6 protein-coding genes are annotated in these 17,975 nt (G+C 71.6%); all 6 read left to right on the top strand.

The window, feature by feature from the left end:
• The first annotated feature begins 155 nt into the window (after positions 1–155).
• The 6 genes from GVY64_RS02905 (at position 156) to GVY64_RS02880 (ending at position 17,959) form a co-directional block, all read left to right on the top strand.
• Complete coding sequence (locus GVY64_RS02905) at positions 156–1,247, top strand: ABC transporter substrate-binding protein (RefSeq protein ID WP_159838456.1); 1,092 nt, start codon at positions 156–158, stop codon at positions 1,245–1,247.
• A 134-nt stretch (positions 1,248–1,381) separates the two neighbouring features.
• Positions 1,382–1,843 carry an AMP-binding protein gene (locus GVY64_RS02900; protein WP_159838454.1) on the top strand — a complete coding sequence of 154 codons (462 nt, stop codon included), beginning with the start codon at positions 1,382–1,384 and terminating at the stop codon, positions 1,841–1,843.
• Between the two features lie 198 nt (positions 1,844–2,041).
• Positions 2,042–15,343 carry a non-ribosomal peptide synthetase gene (locus GVY64_RS02895; protein ID WP_159838452.1) on the top strand — a complete coding sequence of 4,434 codons (13,302 nt, stop codon included), beginning with the start codon at positions 2,042–2,044 and terminating at the stop codon, positions 15,341–15,343.
• Positions 15,340–16,326, top strand: a complete 987-nt coding sequence (locus GVY64_RS02890; protein WP_159838450.1) for an ATP-binding cassette domain-containing protein — start codon at positions 15,340–15,342, stop codon at positions 16,324–16,326. The genes GVY64_RS02895 and GVY64_RS02890 overlap by 4 nt, the downstream gene beginning before the upstream one ends.
• Entirely contained in the window at positions 16,323–17,141 is an 819-nt protein-coding gene (locus tag GVY64_RS02885) for an antibiotic transporter (protein WP_159838448.1), read from the top strand. Before GVY64_RS02890 ends, GVY64_RS02885 begins: the two co-directional genes overlap by 4 nt.
• A complete protein-coding gene (locus tag GVY64_RS02880) occupies positions 17,141–17,959 on the top strand; it encodes an ABC transporter permease (RefSeq protein ID WP_159838848.1) in 819 nt (272 codons plus the stop codon). Before GVY64_RS02885 ends, GVY64_RS02880 begins: the two co-directional genes overlap by 1 nt.
• Positions 17,960–17,975: the final 16 nt, after the last annotated feature.

Genomic DNA, 17,975 nt, shown 5'->3' with positions numbered 1-17,975 from the left:
CCCGTCGCGACCGCATCGAAACAGTAACACGGGCAGACCTCGTTCGAAAGGCGCGGCCGAGTCGCTCCACATGGAACGCGGCGAAAACCACGCCCGACGCCCACCCCTCCACCTCACCCTCGGGACGACCGGCGCCCACATGTACCCTCACTCGCATGCCGGTGAGCGACGTGATGCATGGACGCACCCGAATTCGCGCGATCCGCCATCGGAACAGCGCGGCCGGTCACCGGTTGCGGGCGGTCGTGGCGGCGGGCGCGGCGATTCTCGTGGCGGGATGCGGCGGCACCACCGACGACTCCGCTTCCATCGTGCGCACCACCACCAATATCGCGGGCGCGGGAGTGGTCGGCCTGGAGCGCGACACCACCCGGGCGTGCGCGCTGCCGAGCGCGCCGGATCCCGGTGACGCCACCCGCAGCGTCACCCACGCGGCCGGCGTCTCCGAGGTGCCCGCCGACCCGCAGCGCATCGTCGTGCTCACCACCTCCGCGCTGGACGCCGTCTGCGCGCTCGGCCTGTGGGAGCGGGTCGTGGGCACGGTGACCATGGACGGGCCGAGTCCGCAGCCCGCCTACCTCGGCACCGGCGTGCTGAAGATCCCCGGCGTCGGCACCGCCGAGCAGCCCGACCCGGCCCGGATCGCGAACCTGCACCCTGATCTGATCCTGGGCGAGATACCCACCGGCGCGGCGACTTTCACCGCGCTGCAGGCCATCGCCCCGACCGTGCTGGTCGGCTCGAACAACAGCTGGCAGGCCGAATTCGCCGCGTTCGCGGCGGGTCTGGGACGGCGCGGGGCGGCCGAGACCGCACTGCAGAACTACCGCACCGAAGCGCGCGACACCGGCGCCGCCTTGGCGGCGGGCCAGACCCAAGCCTCGGTCGTCCGGTTCGCCGCCGACAACCAGCGGGTGCAGGGCAGCGACAGCTTCTCCGGCCAGGTGCTCGGCGACGCGGGCGTGCAGCGCCCCGCGGCCCAGCGCGGCGCCTCGTTCGACGTGCGCGAGGACGAGTTCGCCACGAAGGTGGAGGGCGACGTCGTCTACGTGATCCTCGCGGGCCCGGAGGGCAAGGAGCGCGGCGAGACGGTGCTGCGCACCGACGCATGGAAGCACCTCGGCGCCGCCACCGATCGCCGGGTGTTCGCCGTGGAGGACAGCGTCTGGCACGGCGATGGCCTCACCGCCGCCCGCGCCCTGCTCACCGATCTGCGCAACACTCTCAACGGCTACGTGACCGACTGACCCACCCCCTTGGGTGGGGTTTCCCTCACCCTGGGAGTGCGTGGACCAGCGCTGGGGTTGCTGTCGAAAAGCCGTCTCGAGGACGAGATTCAGAGGTACGCCGAGAACCTCTCAATCGACCCCGAGGACACGACATGCACACGCTGACCGATTCGCTCGCCGACAACCTGTACGTCCTGCCGCAAGCGCAGTCCGTCGCCGAGGTCGATCCGCAAGCGGTCGTGGCGTCCGTCGCCGATTGCGACCTCACCTACGCCGAACTCGATCGCTGGTCCAACCGCCTCGCCCGGCTGCTGCTGGCCATCGGCGCGGGACCGGGCACCCGCGTCGCGGTCGCGATCGACCAGCCGATCGAGTCCGTGGTGGCCGAGCGGGCCGCCACCAAGATCGGCGCCATCACCGTCCCGGTCACCGACGACCGCTCCTACGCGCTCGGCACCCCGGTGGGCGTCACCACCAAGGATCAGCAGCCGGAGACCGCGGACGAGATCACCTGGCTGGTGCTGGACGAGCGCTCCACCTTGCAGCGCTACCTGGCCAGTTCCGCCGCACCGCTGCGCGCGGCAGATCTGGATCTGCTCCCGAAGACCGCCTGACCGGGCACTGTCTCCTCCCCGCGACCCGAACAGCGATGTTCGGGTCGCGCAGTGTGCGCAATACCCCCGCAGCGCCGGCCGCACCGGTTCAGAATTGAGTTGCCGCGTGCTGTGCGGCGGCAGGTACTACCGCTACCGCGGTGGCTACGGGCGGTCATTGCCGGATAGCCCGACCGCGGTCAGAACGTAGGACACGTCATGCAACAGCCTTCCCTTTCGGCGAAAAATCCGGACACAGTTCTCCCCGACGGAGCCTTCGCCCTGTCGGCGGCGCAGCGCGGCATCTGGTTCGCCCAGCATGTCGCGGGTGCCACGCCGATCTCCATCGCCCAATACGTCGAACTGACCGGGCCGATCGACCTCGACCTGCTCGCGCGATCGGCGCGGCAGGCCGGGCGCGAGTTCGGCACCGGCTACCTCCGCCTGATCGAGGTGGAGGGGCATCCGTTCCAGTTCGTCGACCCCACCCTCGACGACAGCCTGGAAACGCTCGACTTCCGCGCCGAACCCGATCCCGAGGCGGCCGCGCACGCGTGGATGCGCGCGGAGTACGAGACGCCGCTCGAGTTGACCCGTGACCGGCTGGTCCGCATCGCCATGCTGCGCGTCGGCGCGGACCGCTGGTTCTGGTACTCGCGCATCCATCACATCGTGCTCGACGGCATGGGCGCGCTGACCGTGGTGCAGCGCACCGGCGAGCTGTACAACGCCGCCGCGGAGGGCCGCGAGGCGCCGCCGGCCAAGGCGGAGGACCTGCGCAAGATCGTCGAGGCGGATCTGGCCTACCGCAGTTCGGAGCGGTTCGCCGCGGACCGGGAGCACTGGATCGCGCACCTGGACGGCATGGCCGACCCGGTGAGCCTGGCCGGGCGCACCGCGCGCGTGGACGGGCATCCGCGCCGGGTCACGGGCGCGCTGCCCGCCGAGACCGCGCGACTGCTGGACGAGGTGGCCGAGCAGGTGTCCTCCGGCGTCGCGCCGACCGTGGTCGCCGCGTTCGGCGCGTACCTGTCCGCGATGACCGGCGCACCGGAGGTCGTGCTGAGCCTCCCGGTGTCCGCGCGCACCACCGCGACGCTGCGCCGTTCCGGCGGCATGATCGCCAACGTGGTCCCGCTGCGGCTGCGGATGACGCCTGCCACGACGGCCGGCGACGTCATCCGGGCGGCCCAGGGTGAGCTGACCGGGGCACTGCGGCGCCAGCGCTACCGGCAGGAGGACATCTTCCGCGATCTGGGCTGGCCGATGGACGAGGCCGGGTCGTTCGGCCCGTCGGTGAACCTGATGATGGTCGACACCAGGATTCAGCTCGGCCCGGTCACCGGACGGTTGCACGTGCTGACCTCCGGCCTGATCGATGACCTGTTCGTCAACCTGTATCCCGGCGTCGGCGGCGAGAGCACGCATATCGACTTCCAGGCCAACGGCAATCTCTACAGCGACGCCGAGCTGACCGGCCAGCACCGGCGCTTCCTGTCGTTCCTGCACCGCTTCCTGGCCGCCGGGCCGGACGCGCCGCTGGCGAGCGTGCCGGTGCTGTCCGAGGACGAGCGCGCCGAATTCGCACCCGCCCGCGGGCCGGCGGGCGTCGCGGCGCGCACACTGCCCGCCATCCTCGCCGCGGGCGCGGCCCGTGATCCGCTGGCGACGGCGCTCGTGGAGGGCGAGACCGCGCTGACCTACCGCGAGGTGGACGACTACACCAACCGGCTGGCTCGGGTGCTGATCGCCGCGGGCGCGGGACCCGAGCGCACCGTGGCGATCTCCATCCCGCGGTCGGTCCGCTCCGTGCTGGCGACGCTCGCGGTCGCGAAGACCGGCGCGGCGTTCGTGCCGATCGACCCGACCTATCCGGCCGACCGGATCGAGCACATGGTCGGCGACAGCGGGGTGGTCGCGGGCATCACGATCGCCTCCGCGCGGAAGTCGTTGCCGGACCGGGTCTCCTGGCTGATCCTCGACGACGAGGGCACCGAGCGAGCGATCATCGAGCGGAACGCCGCACCGTTGACCGACGCCGAGCGGACCGCCGCGGTGCGCCCGGACCAGGTCGCGTACATCATCTACACCTCCGGCTCGACCGGCCTCCCCAAAGGCGTACTCGTCTCGCACCGCGGGCTGGCGAATCTCGTGGCGAGTTCCGGCGCCGGGTTCGGCGTCGACGCGGACGCCGTCGTCGCTCACGCGGTGTCGCCGAGTTTCGACATCTCGGTCGAGGAGATCCTGGTGACGCTCGCGGCGGGCGCGACGCTGGCCGTGGTGCCGCCCTCGGCGTACGCGGGCGAGGAGCTGGCCCACGTGCTGCGCGCGCACCGGGTCACACACCTCAACGTCACCCCGGCGGTCGTGGGATCGCTGGACCCGGCGACGCTGCCCGAGCTGCGCACCGTGATCGTCGGCGGTGACGCCTGCCCGCCGGAATTGGTCGCGAAGTGGTCGGGGCGGAGGCTGTTGAACGGCTACGGCCCCACCGAGACCACCATCACCGTGACCCTCAGCGCCCCGCTGACGCCCGGCGCTCCGGTCACCATCGGCGGTCTGGCCCGCGACGTGTCGGCCGTGGTCCTCGACCCCTGGCTGCGTCCGCTGCCGCCGGGCACCACGGGTGAGCTCTACCTCGCCGGGCCCGGCGTGGCGCGCGGCTACCACCGGCGCAACGGGCTGACCGCGGACCGCTTCGTGGCGAATCCGTACGCGATCGGTGAGCGCATGTACCGCACCGGCGACCTCGTGCGCTGGGTCGGCCACGACGGGCGCGTGGAACTGGAATATCAGGGCCGCAGCGACTTCCAGGTGAAGGTGCGCGGCTTCCGCATCGAACTGGGCGAGATCGACGCCGCCCTGCAACGCCACCACGACGTCGACTTCGCGCTCACCCTCGGCGTCGAAACCGGCTCGGGCGCCACCGCTCTCGTGTCGTACGTGCTGCCGAAGCCGGGCACGCAGCCGCATCCGGAGGCGCTGAAAGCCGCTGCGAGCGAGTCCCTTCCGGCTTACATGGTGCCCACGGTGATCATGGTGCTGGACAGTCTTCCGCTCACCCCGCTGGGCAAGGTGGATCGCAAGGCGCTGCCCGCACCGGAGTTCGGCGGGCGCACCAGCACGAGCAGGCCGCCGTCCACACCACGCGAGGAGACGCTCGCCGCGCTGTTCGCGGAGGTGCTCGGCCTGGAATCGGTGGGCGTGGACGAGAGCTTCTTCGCGCTCGGTGGCGACAGCATCGTCTCGATCCAGCTCGTGTCGCGGGCGAAGGCGGCCGGACTCGGGTTCGGCGCGCGGGATGTCTTCGAGCGCAAGACCGTCGCGGCGCTGGCCGCGGTGGCCACCGACGTGCCGACCGGCGTGGTGCACGAGCTGCCCGGCGGCGGCGTCGGCGAGGTGGAACTCACCCCGATCGTGCACGCGATGCTCGAGACCGGTGACGCCTGGCGGCGGTTCGCCCAAGCGGTGCTGATCGAGCTGCCCGCCGAGAGCGAACGCGCGAGTCTGGTCACCGCGCTCCAGGCCCTGTTCGACCGGCACGACCTGCTGCGTTCGACGCTGCGCCGCACCGGTGACGGCTGGAGCTGGGTGGTCGCCGAGCCCGGCGCGGTGAACGCGGGCGCCCTGCTGGAAGCCGTGACCGCGGACGCGGACCTCGAGACGACCTGCGAGCGTGCGCTGCAGCGCGCCGCCGACCAGCTCGACCCGGAGACGGGCGTGATGGCGCGTTTCGTGTGGATCGAGCGCTCCGATGCGGCGCCGCTGCTGTGGCTGGTGCTGCACCACCTGGTCACCGATGGCGTTTCCTGGCGCATCCTGCTGCCGGATCTGGCCACCGCAGCGCTGGGCGCCGAGCTCGCGCCGGTCGGCACGTCGTTCCGGCGCTGGGCACACGGACTGCGCGAGCACGCGGCCACCCGCACCGGCGAGCTGCCGCTGTGGCAACGCGTGCTGGCCACGCCCGATCCCGCGCTCGGCTCCGCGCCGATGGACCCGGCTCTCGATGTGGTGGGTTCCATGGCCCATCTGACGACCGTCGTGCCCGCCGGCATCGCGCACACCGTGCTCACCACCGCCCCGGATCGTTTCCACTGCGGCGCCGACGACGTGCTGCTGGCCGGGCTCGCGCTGGCGGTGGCCCGGTGGCGCGGACGCACCTCGGCGCTGTTCACACTGGAGGGCCACGGCCGCGCGGAGAGTGTCCTGCCCGGCGCGGATGTCGCGCGCACGGTGGGTTGGTTCACCAGCGTCTACCCCGTCGCGGTCGACCTGACCGGCATCGATGTGGCGGACGCGTTCGCGGGCGGGGACGCGGCGGGCGCCGCGATCAAAGCCACCAAGGAACAGCTGCGCGCCCTGCCCGACAAGGGCATCGGGTTCGGCATGCTGCGCTATCTGGTGCCGGACACCGCGGCGGCGCTCGCGGACGCGCCGACACCGCAGATCAGCTTCAACTACCTCGGTCGCGCGTCCACCGGCGGGGAGGCCGAGCCGTGGCTGCCGCGCCGGTTCGCCGCCACTCAGGACGACCGCGCACCGCTGGCCGCCGCGGTGGACATCAACGCCGTGCTCACCGACGCCGGTCTCGAGGTGACCTGGGCCTACGCCGGACGACTGTTCGACGAGGCCGATCTCGGCGAACTCGCCGCGCTGTGGGAGCAGGCGCTCGGCGCGCTGGCCGGGCACGCCGCTACCGCGCGCGCGGGCGGACGCTCCCCGTCGGACTTCGACCTGGTCGCCGTCACCCAGGCGCAGATCGACGCCTGGGAGCGCGACTACCCGACCATCGCCGACGTGTGGCCGCTCTCGCCGCTGCAATACGGGCTGCTCTTCCACGCGCTGTACGACTCCGACACCGCCGACGGCTACACGGTGCAGTCGCTGCTCACCTTGGCCGGGACGGTCGACGCGGCACGCTTGCGCCGGGCCGCGCAGGCTCTGGTCACCCGGCACGAGAACTTGCGCGTCGCCTTCGTCGAGACCGAGGACGGTCCGCGTCAGCTCGTCCTGGCCGACGCCGAGATCGAATGGCGGGAAGCGGATCTCACCGGTATCGCCGACGCGCAGGAGCGCGAGCGGGAGGCCGACCGGTTGATCGCGCTGGATGCTCGCACCCGGTTCGAGCTCACCCGTCCCCCGCTGCTGCGCTGCACGCTGATCCGGATCGCCTCGGACACCTACCGTTTCGTGCTGACCAACCACCACTTGGTGCTGGACGGCTGGTCGACGCCGCTGCTGGTGCGCGAGCTGCTCACCCTCTACGTCACCGACGGTGACGCCGCGGCGCTGCCGCCCGCGCACTCCTACCGTGAGTTCCTGACCTGGCTGGCGACCAGGGACGACGCCCAATCCCTCGCGGCGTGGACCGAATCGCTGGCCGGTATCGACACGCCGACCCGCGCGGTCCCCACCCTCGCAGGCATCGAATCGACCGAGACCGGCATGATCTCCGCCGACCTTTCCCGCGACACCGTGGCCCGGCTGGAGACCACGGGCCGGGAAGCGGGCGCGACGGTGAACACCCTGGTGCAGGCCGCGTGGGCGATGCTGCTTGCCATGCTCACCGGCCGCACCGACGTGGTGTTCGGCGGCACCGTCTCGGGACGGCCACCGGAACTGGGCGGGGTCGAGGAGATGGTCGGCCTGTTCATCAACACGCTGCCGGTGCGGGTGCGCCTGGATCCGGCGGAGAAGGTGGCCGACCTGCTCGCGCGCGTGCAGTCCGAGCAGGCGCGGCTGATGGACCATCAGCACGTCGGACTGGCCGCCATCCACCAGGCGGTCGGGCTGGCCGAATTGTTCGACACCCTCACCGTGTTCGAGTCCTACCCGATCGATCGCGAAGCGCTCTCGCAGGCGCTGGACATCGCGGGCATGCGGGTGCTCGATGTGGAAGGCACCGACGCGACGCCGTATCCGCTGAATCTCATGGTGATCCCGCTGCGCGGCGACGACGGCCGGGACACGCTGCGGATCACGCTGAAGTACATGGCCGACCAGCTCCCCGCGGAAGCGGCGCGGCCGCTGCTGGACCGCTTCGTCCGGCTGCTGACCCAGCTCGCGGACAACCCGCGCGCGCTGGTGTCCCAGCTGCAGTACTGCGACGACGCCGAGCGCGCCGCGCTGGTGCCGGTGCTGGGCCCGGAGTCGGTGCCGCAGGCCACGCTGCCCGAACTGCTCACCGCGGGCGCGCGGATCGATCCGGACGCCATCGCGATCACCGCGGGCGCGCTCACCATGACCTACCGCGAACTCGACGCCTGGTCCAACCGCTACGCCCGGGTGCTGCTGCGCCGCGGCGTCGGCCGCGAGGTGTTCGTCGTGCTGGCGCTCACCCGCTCCCTGGAATCGGTGGTCGCGGTGTGGGCGCTGGCCAAGACCGGCGCGGCGTTCGCCCCGTTGGACCCGAACTACCCGGTGGAACGCATCGAGCACATGCTCAGCGATTCGAAGGCCCCGATCGGCGTGACGGTCACCGCGACCGGCGAGACGCTGCCCGGCACGATCGACTGGCTGCTGCTCGACGACCTCAACACCATCCGGCGGGTGATGACCGTGTCCGAGGCGCCGATCACCGACGAGGAGCGCGGCGGCCCGATCGACCTGGACCAGACGGCGTACCTGATCTACACCTCCGGCTCCACCGGGAAGCCGAAGGCCGTGCTGCTCAGTCACCGCGGCATCGCGAATCTCGTGACGGCGCAACGGGAGACACTCGGGCTCGACCACACCGCCAGCGCGCTCCAGGTGGCCTCGCCGAGCTTCGACGCCTCGGTGTTCGAGCTGCTCACCGCGCACGGTGCGGGCGGCAGGCTGGTGGTGTCGCCGCCGGACGTCTACGGCGGGACGGAACTGGAAACGCTGCTGCGCACCCAGCGCGTCACCCACGCGGTGATCACGCCGTCGGCGCTGGCCACCATGGAACCCGCCGGACTGGAACACCTGCGCGTGCTCGCGGTCGCGGGCGAGGCGGCGACGCCGGAGCTGATCGAGCGGTGGGCGCCGGGCAGGCGCATGGTGAATCTGTACGGCCCCACCGAGTTCAGCATCTGGGCCACCGGGCCGGGCGAGCTCGTCGCCGGCGAGCCGATCACGATCGGCGGACCGATCCGCGGCGCGGCCACCGTGGTACTGGACGCCTGGCTGCGTCCGGTGCCGGTGGGCGTGCCCGGCGAGCTGTACCTGGCGGGTCCCGCCCTCGCGCGTGGCTACTTCAACCGGTACGAGATGACCGCGAGCAGGTTCGTCGCCGACCCCTTCGGCGAGCCCGGCGGGCGGATGTACCGCACCGGCGACATGGTGCGCTGGGTCGACAACGGGGACGGCTACGAACTGGAGTACTTGGGCCGCAGCGACTTCCAGGTCAAGATCCGCGGCCTGCGCGTCGAGCTGGGCGAGATCGACGCGGTGCTCTCCCGCGACGACGAGGTCGAATACGCGGTGACCATCGGGCGCGCCGGCCCGGCCGGCACCACCGTGCTGGTCTCCTACGTGCTGCCCGCCGAGGGCGCGCGGCTGGACGTCGAGCGGCTGCGAGCGCAGGTGGCCGCCGAGCTGCCCGGGTACATGGTGCCCGGCTACCTCGTCGTACTGGACACCATACCGCTCACGCCGGTCGGCAAGCTCGATCGCAAAGCCCTTCCGGTGCCGGACTTCTCGGAGGATCATCGGCCTTACCTCGCGCCGAGCACGCCGGTCGAGGAGGCGGTGGCCGCCGTGTTCGGCGAGGTGCTCGACCGCGAGCGCGTCGGCGTCGACCAGTCGTTCTTCGAACTCGGCGGCAATTCGCTGAGCGCGACGAAGGTGGTGGCGCGGGTGAACGCGGCGCTGGGCTCGCGGATCGCGCTGCGCGATCTGTTCGACGCGCCGACCGTGGCCCAGTTGTCCGCCCGGGTGGTGCCCGCCACCGGCGCGGAGCCCGGCCGGTTCGCCCTCGCGCCGCGGTTCCGGCCGGATCGCGTGCCGTTGTCGCCCGCGCAGCAGCGCATGTGGGTGCTCAACCGGATGGATCCGGATTCGCCCGCCTACAACATCGCGGTGGCACTGCGGCTCACCGGCGACCTGGACGTCGAGGCGCTGCGTGCGGCGCTCGTCGACGTGGTCGACCGGCACGAGAGCCTGCGCACGCTCTATCCCGCGGACGCGGAGGGGCCGCGTCAGGTGGTGGTGGACGCGGACGTGGCCGTGCCCGCGATGCCGGTGACCGACACCGAGGACGGCGCCCCGCTGCGCGAGCGGATCACCGAGCTGGCGGGAACCGGATTCGACCTCGCCGCTCAGCCGCCGCTGCGGGTGGGCCTGTTCCGCCTGCACGGCGGCGCCGAGACCGCACCGACCGCGGCACCGGTGTCGTCGGCTCCGTCCACCGGCTCCGCGCCGGTCGCGTCCGGGCCCGTCACCGGGACCGCGCCGGTCGCGTCCGGCTACACCGCGGGCCCGGAGGCGATCGCGGCCGCGACGCCGCCGGTACACGTCGTCGTGCTGGTGGTGCACCATATCAGCGCGGACGGCGCGTCGATGGCGCCGCTGGCCGCCGACCTGGTCGCGGCCTACTCCGAGCGGGCCCTTGGCGGACACGCCACCCGCGTCCCGCTGCCGGTGCAGTACGCCGACTTCGCACTCTGGCATCGCGAGGTGCTGGGCGACGAGGCGGACCCGGAATCGCTGGCGGCGCGCCAGATCGGCTTCTGGCGCGAGACCCTCGCGGGCGCGCCCGATGTGCTGGAACTGCCCGCCGACCGGCCGCGCCCGGCGGTGCAGACCATGCACAGCGCCGACTTCGGCTTCACGGTCGACGCCGAGACGCATCGAGCGCTGGTGGAATTCGCCGCCGCGCACGGCGTCAGCCCGTTCATGGTCGTGCACGCCGCGCTCGCGGTGCTGCTCGCACGCTTGGCCACCACCGACGACGTACTGATCGGCACGCCGGTCGCGGGACGCGGCGAGGAAGCGCTCGACCAGCTCGTCGGCATGTTCGTCAACACGTTGGCGCTGCGCACGCCGGTCGATCCGGGCGCGGGCTTCGCGGCGTTCCTGGACACCGTGCGGTCCGCCGACCTGGACGCGTTCGCCCACGCGGACGTGCCGTTCGAGCGGCTGGTCCAGGTGCTGGATCCGGCTCGCTCGACCGCGCACCACCCGCTGTTCCAGGTCTCGCTGTCGTTGCAGAACTTCGTCGAACCGGTGCTGGAACTGCCCGGCCTGCGGTTCGAGGTGGAGGACTTCGAGCGCGACGCGTCCCAGTTCGACCTGACCCTGGATCTGCGCGAGCGCTTCGCCGACAGCGGTCCGGCGGGCATCGACGCGGTGCTGACCTACGCCACGGACCTGTTCGACGAGGCGACGATGGCCGCGTTCGCCACCCGCTGGCGGCGCGTGCTCACGACGGCGCTGACCCGGCCCGAGATCCGCATCGCCGACATCGACATCCTCGACGACGCCGAACGCGCGACGCTGGTGCCGGTGCGCGGTCCCGCGCCCGCCGCGACCACGACGCTGCCGCAACTGCTGGCCGCGACCGCGCGGCGGTATCCGGATCGCGTCGCCCTCTTGGTCGGCGGGCACATCACCACCTACGCCGAGATCGATGCGCACGCCAATCGCCTGGCCCGTGTCCTGCTCGAGTCCGGCGGCGGGCCGGAAACCGTTGTCGCGCTGGGGCTGCCGCGCTCGGCGGAACTGCTCACCGGGATGTGGGCCGCGGCGAAAGCGGGCGCGGCGTTCCTGCCGGTGGATCCGAAGCATCCGGTCGAGCGCATCGACCACATGCTCACCGACTCCGGAGCGACCCTCGGCTTGACCCTCGCGGCGTTGCGGCCCATGCTTCCCGACAGCACGAACTGGCTGGTGCTCGACGACCTCGACCTGGTCGAGCGGTGGAGCGCCGCGAGCGACCGCCCCGTGAGCGAGCGCGAACTGCCCGGACCCGTCCGGCCGGACAACGCGGCCTGGATGATCTACACCTCCGGTTCCACCGGCACACCGAAGGGCGTCTCGGTCTCCCATCGCGGCATCGCCGATCTCGTCGCAGCGCAACGGGACTCGCTCGGCCTGGACGAGCACTCCCGGGTGCTGCAGGTGGCCTCGCCGAGTTTCGACGCGTCGGTGTTCGAGGCGATCATGGCCTTCGGTTCCGGTGGCGCGTCGGTGGTGGCACCGCCGGAGGTGTTCGGCGGCAGCGCGCTGGCCGAGCTGATCGACACCGAGCAGGTCACCCACATGGTGATCACGCCGTCCGCGCTGGCGACCCTCGATCCCGCCGAAGTGACCAGCGTCCGGGTGCTCGCGGTGGCAGGCGAGGCGGTCGGCGCCGAGCTGGTCGACCGCTGGGCCACCGGGCGCACCATGGTCAACCTGTACGGGCCCACCGAATCGACCATCTGGGCGACGGGTTCCGCGCCGCTGGAGCTGGGCGCCCCGGTGTCCATCGGCACACCGGTGCAGGGCGCGCAAGTGCTGGTCCTCGACGACCGGCTGCGCCCGGTCCCGTTCGGCGTGGCGGGCGAGCTGTACCTCGCCGGACCGGCGCTGGCGCGCGGTTACCACGCGCGGTCGACCCTCACCGCCGCCCGGTTCGTCGCAGACCCGTTCGGCGCGCCGGGTGAGCGGATGTACCGCACCGGTGATCTGGTGCGCTGGATCCGCGGCGAGGCGGGGCCGGAACTGGAGTATCTCGGCCGCACCGACTTCCAGGTCAAAGTGCGCGGACAACGGATCGAGCTGGGCGAGATCGACGCGGCGCTCGGCCGCGCCGACGGCGTGGACTTCGCGGTGACGCTCGGCGTGCCCGGCCCCACGGGGGCGACCGCGCTGGCCGCCTACCTGGTGCGCACGCCCGGGTCCGAGCTCGACGTGGCGAAGGTGCGCGCCTTCGCCGCCGACATCCTGCCCGGCTACATGGTGCCCGCGGCGTTCGTCGTGCTGGACGAGATCCCGCTCAACGCGGTCGGCAAGCTGGACCGCAAGGCGCTGCCCGCACCGGAGTTCGTCGCCGACCGCACCGAATACCGCGCGCCGGTCACGCCGACCGAGCAGCAACTCGCCACCATCTTCGCCGAATTGCTGGGAGTGCCGCAGGTGGGAGCCGACGACTCCTTCTTCGCGCTCGGCGGCGACAGCATCCTGGCGATCCAGCTGGTCTCGCGCGCCAAGCAACAGGGCATCACCTGCACCCCGTTGCAAGTGTTCGAGCACCGCACGGTGGCGGCGCTGGCCGCGGCCGCCGACGCCGCGGGGACCGTGGCGACGTTGGACGAGTTGCCCGGCGGCGGTGTCGGTGAGCTGCCGCTCACGCCGATCGTGCACTACATGCTGCACCGCGGCGGGAACTACGACCGCTTCGCCCAGACCGCGGTGCTGGAACTGCCGGTCGGCATCGAGCGCGCGCAGATCGTCGCGGTGCTCTCCGCCGCGATGGACCGGCACGACATGCTGCGCGCCCGGCTGGTGACCGACGGCGACGGCCCGCATCTGCTGGTCGGCCCGCCCGGCTCCGTGGACGTGGACGCGCTGGTGCACCGCGTCGAATGCACCGCCGTCGATCCGATCGATCTGCACGAGTTCGCCATGACCGAACTGGACGCCGCGGCCGACCGGCTCGATCCGGCCGAAGGCACGGTGCTGCAATTCATCTGGCTCGAGCCGGTGGGCGACGCGGGCGCGCGCACCCGGCCGGGCCGGCTGATCGTGCTGGCGCACCATCTGGTGATCGACGGGGTGTCCTGGCGGATTCTCGTGCCGGACCTGGTGGCCGCGTGGGCGCAGGTGTCGGCGGGCAACACCCCCGTGCTCGCGGAGACCGGAACGTCGATGCGGCGGTGGGCACACGCGCTGGCCGACGAGGCGCGTTCCGAACACCGCGTCGCCGAACTGGCGTACTGGCACGACGTGCTCGCCGCCCCCGATCCGGTGATCGGCGGCCGGGAACTCGACCCCGCCGTCGACCGGACCGGCACGCTGCGAATGGTCGAACGGGACGTCCCCGCGGAGGTCACCACCGCGCTGCTGACCACCCTGCCCGGCTTGTTCCACGGCAGCGTCAACGACGCACTGCTGGCCACCTTGGCGCTGGCGCTGGTGCGGTGGCGCGGCAGCGACCCGTCGGCGCTGGTGCGGCTGGAAGGTCACGGCCGCCAGGAGGAAGTGGTGCCGGGCGCCGATCTCTCCCGCACCATCGGCTGGTTCACCAGCCTCTATCCGGTGCGCTTGGACCTGGCCGGAATCGACGTCGACGACGCGCTGGCCGGTGGGCCCGCGCTGGGTAAGGCGATCCGCGCCGTCAAACACCAGCTGCTCGCGGTGCCGGACAAGGGCATCGGCTTCGGCTTGCTGCGCTATCTCAACGCCGAGACCGCGCGGCAGTTGCCGGAACGTCTGCCGGGGCGAGTCGGTTTCAACTACCTGGGCCGCTACTCCACCGGCGACATCCCGGCCGGGCTGGAGGGCTTGGGCTGGCTGCCGACCGACGAACTGGGCGACGTGCACGTCGCCGAAGACCCGGGCGTGCCGCTCCAATCGGCGATCGACGTGAACGCCGTCGTGATCGGCGACCGGCTGCGGGCGAGCTTCGGCTTCCCGTCCACTCTGCTCGACGAGGACGAGGTCACCGAGCTGGCCGAACTGTGGATCCGGACGCTGCACGCGGCGGCTCGGTTCGCCGCGACCCCGGCCGCGCGCACCGCCGCCGAGGAGGAAGCGGCGGCCACGGCGGCGCCGGCCGTTCCGGCGGCGGGCGGGCTCGGCTTGGACGTGGTGCTGCCGATCCGGCTCGGCGGCGACGAACCCGCGCTGTTCTGCATCCACCCGTCGTCCGGAATGTCGTGGACCTACCTGGGACTGGCCGACGCGCTCGCGCCCGGCCGCCCGATCTACGGGCTGCAAGCGCCCGACCTCGGCGGCCACGAACCGCCCGCCCGCTCCATCGAGGAGTTCGCCGAACGCTACGTGCGCGAGATCCGGACCCTGCAACCCGAGGGGCCCTACCACCTGCTCGGCTGGTCGTTCGGCGGTCTGATCGCCCACGCGGCGGCCGCGCGGCTGAAAGCCGAGGGCGCGGAGGTGGGCGTGGTCGCGCTGCTGGACGCCGACACCGCCGACATCGACGGCGACAGCATCGAACGGCTCACCGCGGGCTCGTTCGTGAACGCCTTCGGCGCGGTCTTCGGCATCCACGACGTGCCCGCGGACGCGACCGCGGAGCAGGCGGCGGATCTGATCCGCGAACGGCTCGGCGGGGTCTCGCTGATCGACGCCGCCACGCTGGAGCGGATGGCCGGGTCGTACAACGCCGCCGCGCGAACCAGGACCGGTTACCGCCGTCCGGTGTTCGACGGCGACATCGTGTACTTCAGCGCGGTCATCGACACTTCCGACATCTTCGGTCCCGATGGCTGGGGGCCGTATGTGACCGGCGAGATCATCAATCACGACATCGAGGCAACCCACGACGAACTGACAGCGCCGCACGTGCTGCCGGTCATCGCGCGCGTGCTCGATGCACATCTGGGAGGCCGAGGATGAATTCCGACCAAGGAGTCGTCGTCGAAGGGATCGAGAAATCCTTCGGCGTGGTGAAAGCGTTGCGCGGAGTCGATTTCGCGGCGGAGCCGGGCGAGGTGCTCGGCATCCTCGGACCGAACGGCGCGGGCAAGACCACGACGGTGAACGTCCTGTCGACGCTGATCCGGCCGGACCGCGGCCGCGCCACCGTCGCCGGGCACGACGTGGTGGCCGAACCCGCTGCTGTGCGCCGCAGCATCATGCTGACCGGGCAGTACGCCGCGCTGGACGACATGCTCAGCGGCTACGAGAACCTCGTGATGTTCGGCAGGCTGATGGGCTTGCGCAAGCGCGCCGCACGCGCCCGCGCGGACGAACTGCTGGCCGAGTTCGATCTCGAGCGCGCGGCGGCCCGCAAGGTCGGTACCTACTCCGGCGGCATGCGCAGGCGGATCGACATCGCCTGCGGCCTGGTCGTCCGGCCCGATGTGGTGTTCCTGGACGAGCCGACCACCGGACTGGATCCGCGCAGCAGGCAAGGGGTGTGGGATCTGGTCTCCGGCTTCAAGAAGGCGGGCATCACCACCCTGCTCACAACCCAGTACCTGGAGGAGGCCGACGCGCTCAGCGACCGGATCATCGTCATCGATCACGGCAAGGTGATCGCCGAGGGCACCGCCGACGAACTGAAGGCGCGCACCGGCGGCAGCTACTGCGAGGTGGTGCCGCTGAACCTGAAGGACCTGCCCGCCATCGCCGCGGCCCTGGGTTCCCTGCTGCCTCGCGAGAACCGGGACGCGCTCGGCCCGGATTCCGACCGGATCGCCATACCCGCCCCGGACGGCTCGAAGACACTGCTGGAAGCGCTGCGCCGGCTGGACAGCGCGGGCGTCGACCTCGTGGACGTCGCGCTGCGCCGCCCCTCGCTCGACGACGTATTCCTTCAGCTCACCGGGCATCTGGCGACCACGGAGGACTTCTCGCGGCCGGAGGTCGTCTCGTGACGGCGGCGACCTGGCTGAGCCAGACCCGGGCGGCGCCGCTGCGGCCGCAACAGTGGTGGGTGCTGACCACCCGGTTGATCGCGCCGTCCGTGCAGAGCGGCGAGGTGCTCACCTCGGTGCTGGCACCCGCGACCTTCACCGCCAGTTTCTACATCCCGCTGAAGACGATCATGACCGTCATCGGCACCGGATTCAGCAGCTACGCGCAGTACATGATGCCGCTGGTCGTGCTGCAGGCCGCCGCGTTCACCGCCGTCTCGGCCGCCTTCCGCGCCGCCACCGACTCCGTCGCCGGGCTCAACCGGCGCTTCGGCTCGATGCCGATCGGCCCGCTGGTGCCGGTGACGGCGCGCCTGTCCGGCAGCGTCTTCCGCTTGGTCATCGGGTTGATCACCGCGTTGGTCTGTGGCCACGTCATCGGATTCCGCTTCTACCTCGGCACCGCGGAGACGATCGGTTTCGTGTTGTTCTCGCTGCTCATCGGGCTCGCGCTGATCTGGGGCGGGGACGTCATCGGCACCGTGTCGCGCAATCCCGAGGCCACCGCGCAGGCGCTGGTGCTGCCACCGTTGATCTTCGGCATGCTGTCCACCGGGATCGCGCCCGCCGACCAGTTCCCGGCCTGGGTGCAGCCGTTCGTGCGCAACCAGCCGGTGTCCCAGTGGGCCATCGCCTTGCGCGCGTTCGCCGGTGACAGCGGACCGAACGCGGGTCAGTTGAGTCTGTCGCTGCTGGGGCCGCCGGTGGCGTGGGCGCTCGGCATCCTGGTCGTCTGCGTGCCGCTGTCGATCCGGCTGAGCTCGAGGAGGGCATGATGGCACTGCTGGCGGATCGCGGACACGAATCATGGACCGGCTCGGAAGTGTCGGTGTCGGCGCTGATGGCGCACACGCTGATCCAGACCCAGCGCCTGCTGCTGCGCTGGGCGCGCAATCCGGTCACCTTGCTGGAGACGCTGATCATCCCCTGCCTGCTGCTGATCATGCTGAACACCGTGATCGGCGGCCAGATCCAGAAGTTCACCGGCGAGAGCGCGCTCTACGGCTCGGTGCCCATGGTCGCCCTGGTGGGCGCGCTGTCCGGCGCGGTGGCGGGGGGCGTGCTGCTCGGCCGCGAACGCGACGCGGGTCTGCTCGCCCGCTTCTGGGTGCTGCCCGTGCACCGCGCTTCCGGTCTGGCTTCGCGGGTGCTCGCCGAGGGCTGCCGCATCTTCGTCTGCACCCTCGCGGTCGTCCTGGTGGGCTCCGTACTGGGTTTCCGGTTCCACCAAGGCGTCGCGGCGGCGATCGCCTTCCTGTTCCTGCCGGTCCTGTTCGGCCTCGCCTTCGCCACCATCGTCACCTCCGTCGCGGTGTTCACGGCGAAATCGACGCTGGTCGAGGGCATCACCATCCTCACATCACTGATGATGTTCTTCAGCACCGGCTTCGTCCCCCTGGTGGCCTTCCCGAAGTGGATCCAGCCGGTGGTCCACAACCAGCCCATGTCGGTGGGAGTCGACGCGATGCGCGCGCTCGCCTTCGGCGGACCGCTCGCGCGACCGCTCACCCTGACCGTCGTGTGGTCGCTCGGCGCGATCGTGCTCTTCGCGGTGCCCGCGACCATCGGCTATCGCCGGGCCAGCAGGCGCTGAGCCCGGTCACAGCGAA

The sequence above is a fragment of the Nocardia sp. CY41 genome, from assembly GCF_009829325.1.
Lineage (GTDB): Bacteria > Actinomycetota > Actinomycetes > Mycobacteriales > Mycobacteriaceae > Nocardia.
The sequence above is the reverse complement of the archived record's forward strand: the minus strand, read 5'-3'. Positions and strand labels throughout refer to the sequence as shown.

Excerpts from the sequence above, each read along its gene's own strand:
- GVY64_RS02895 (WP_159838452.1), top strand. The coding sequence starts at position 2,042 with ATGCAACAGCCTTCCCTTTCGGCGAAAAATCCGGACACAGTTCTCCCC.
- GVY64_RS02905 (WP_159838456.1), top strand. The coding sequence starts at position 156 with ATGCCGGTGAGCGACGTGATGCATGGACGCACCCGAATTCGCGCGATC.
- GVY64_RS02900 (WP_159838454.1), top strand. The coding sequence starts at position 1,382 with ATGCACACGCTGACCGATTCGCTCGCCGACAACCTGTACGTCCTGCCG.
- GVY64_RS02880 (WP_159838848.1), top strand. The coding sequence starts at position 17,141 with ATGGCACTGCTGGCGGATCGCGGACACGAATCATGGACCGGCTCGGAA.
- GVY64_RS02890 (WP_159838450.1), top strand. The coding sequence starts at position 15,340 with ATGAATTCCGACCAAGGAGTCGTCGTCGAAGGGATCGAGAAATCCTTC.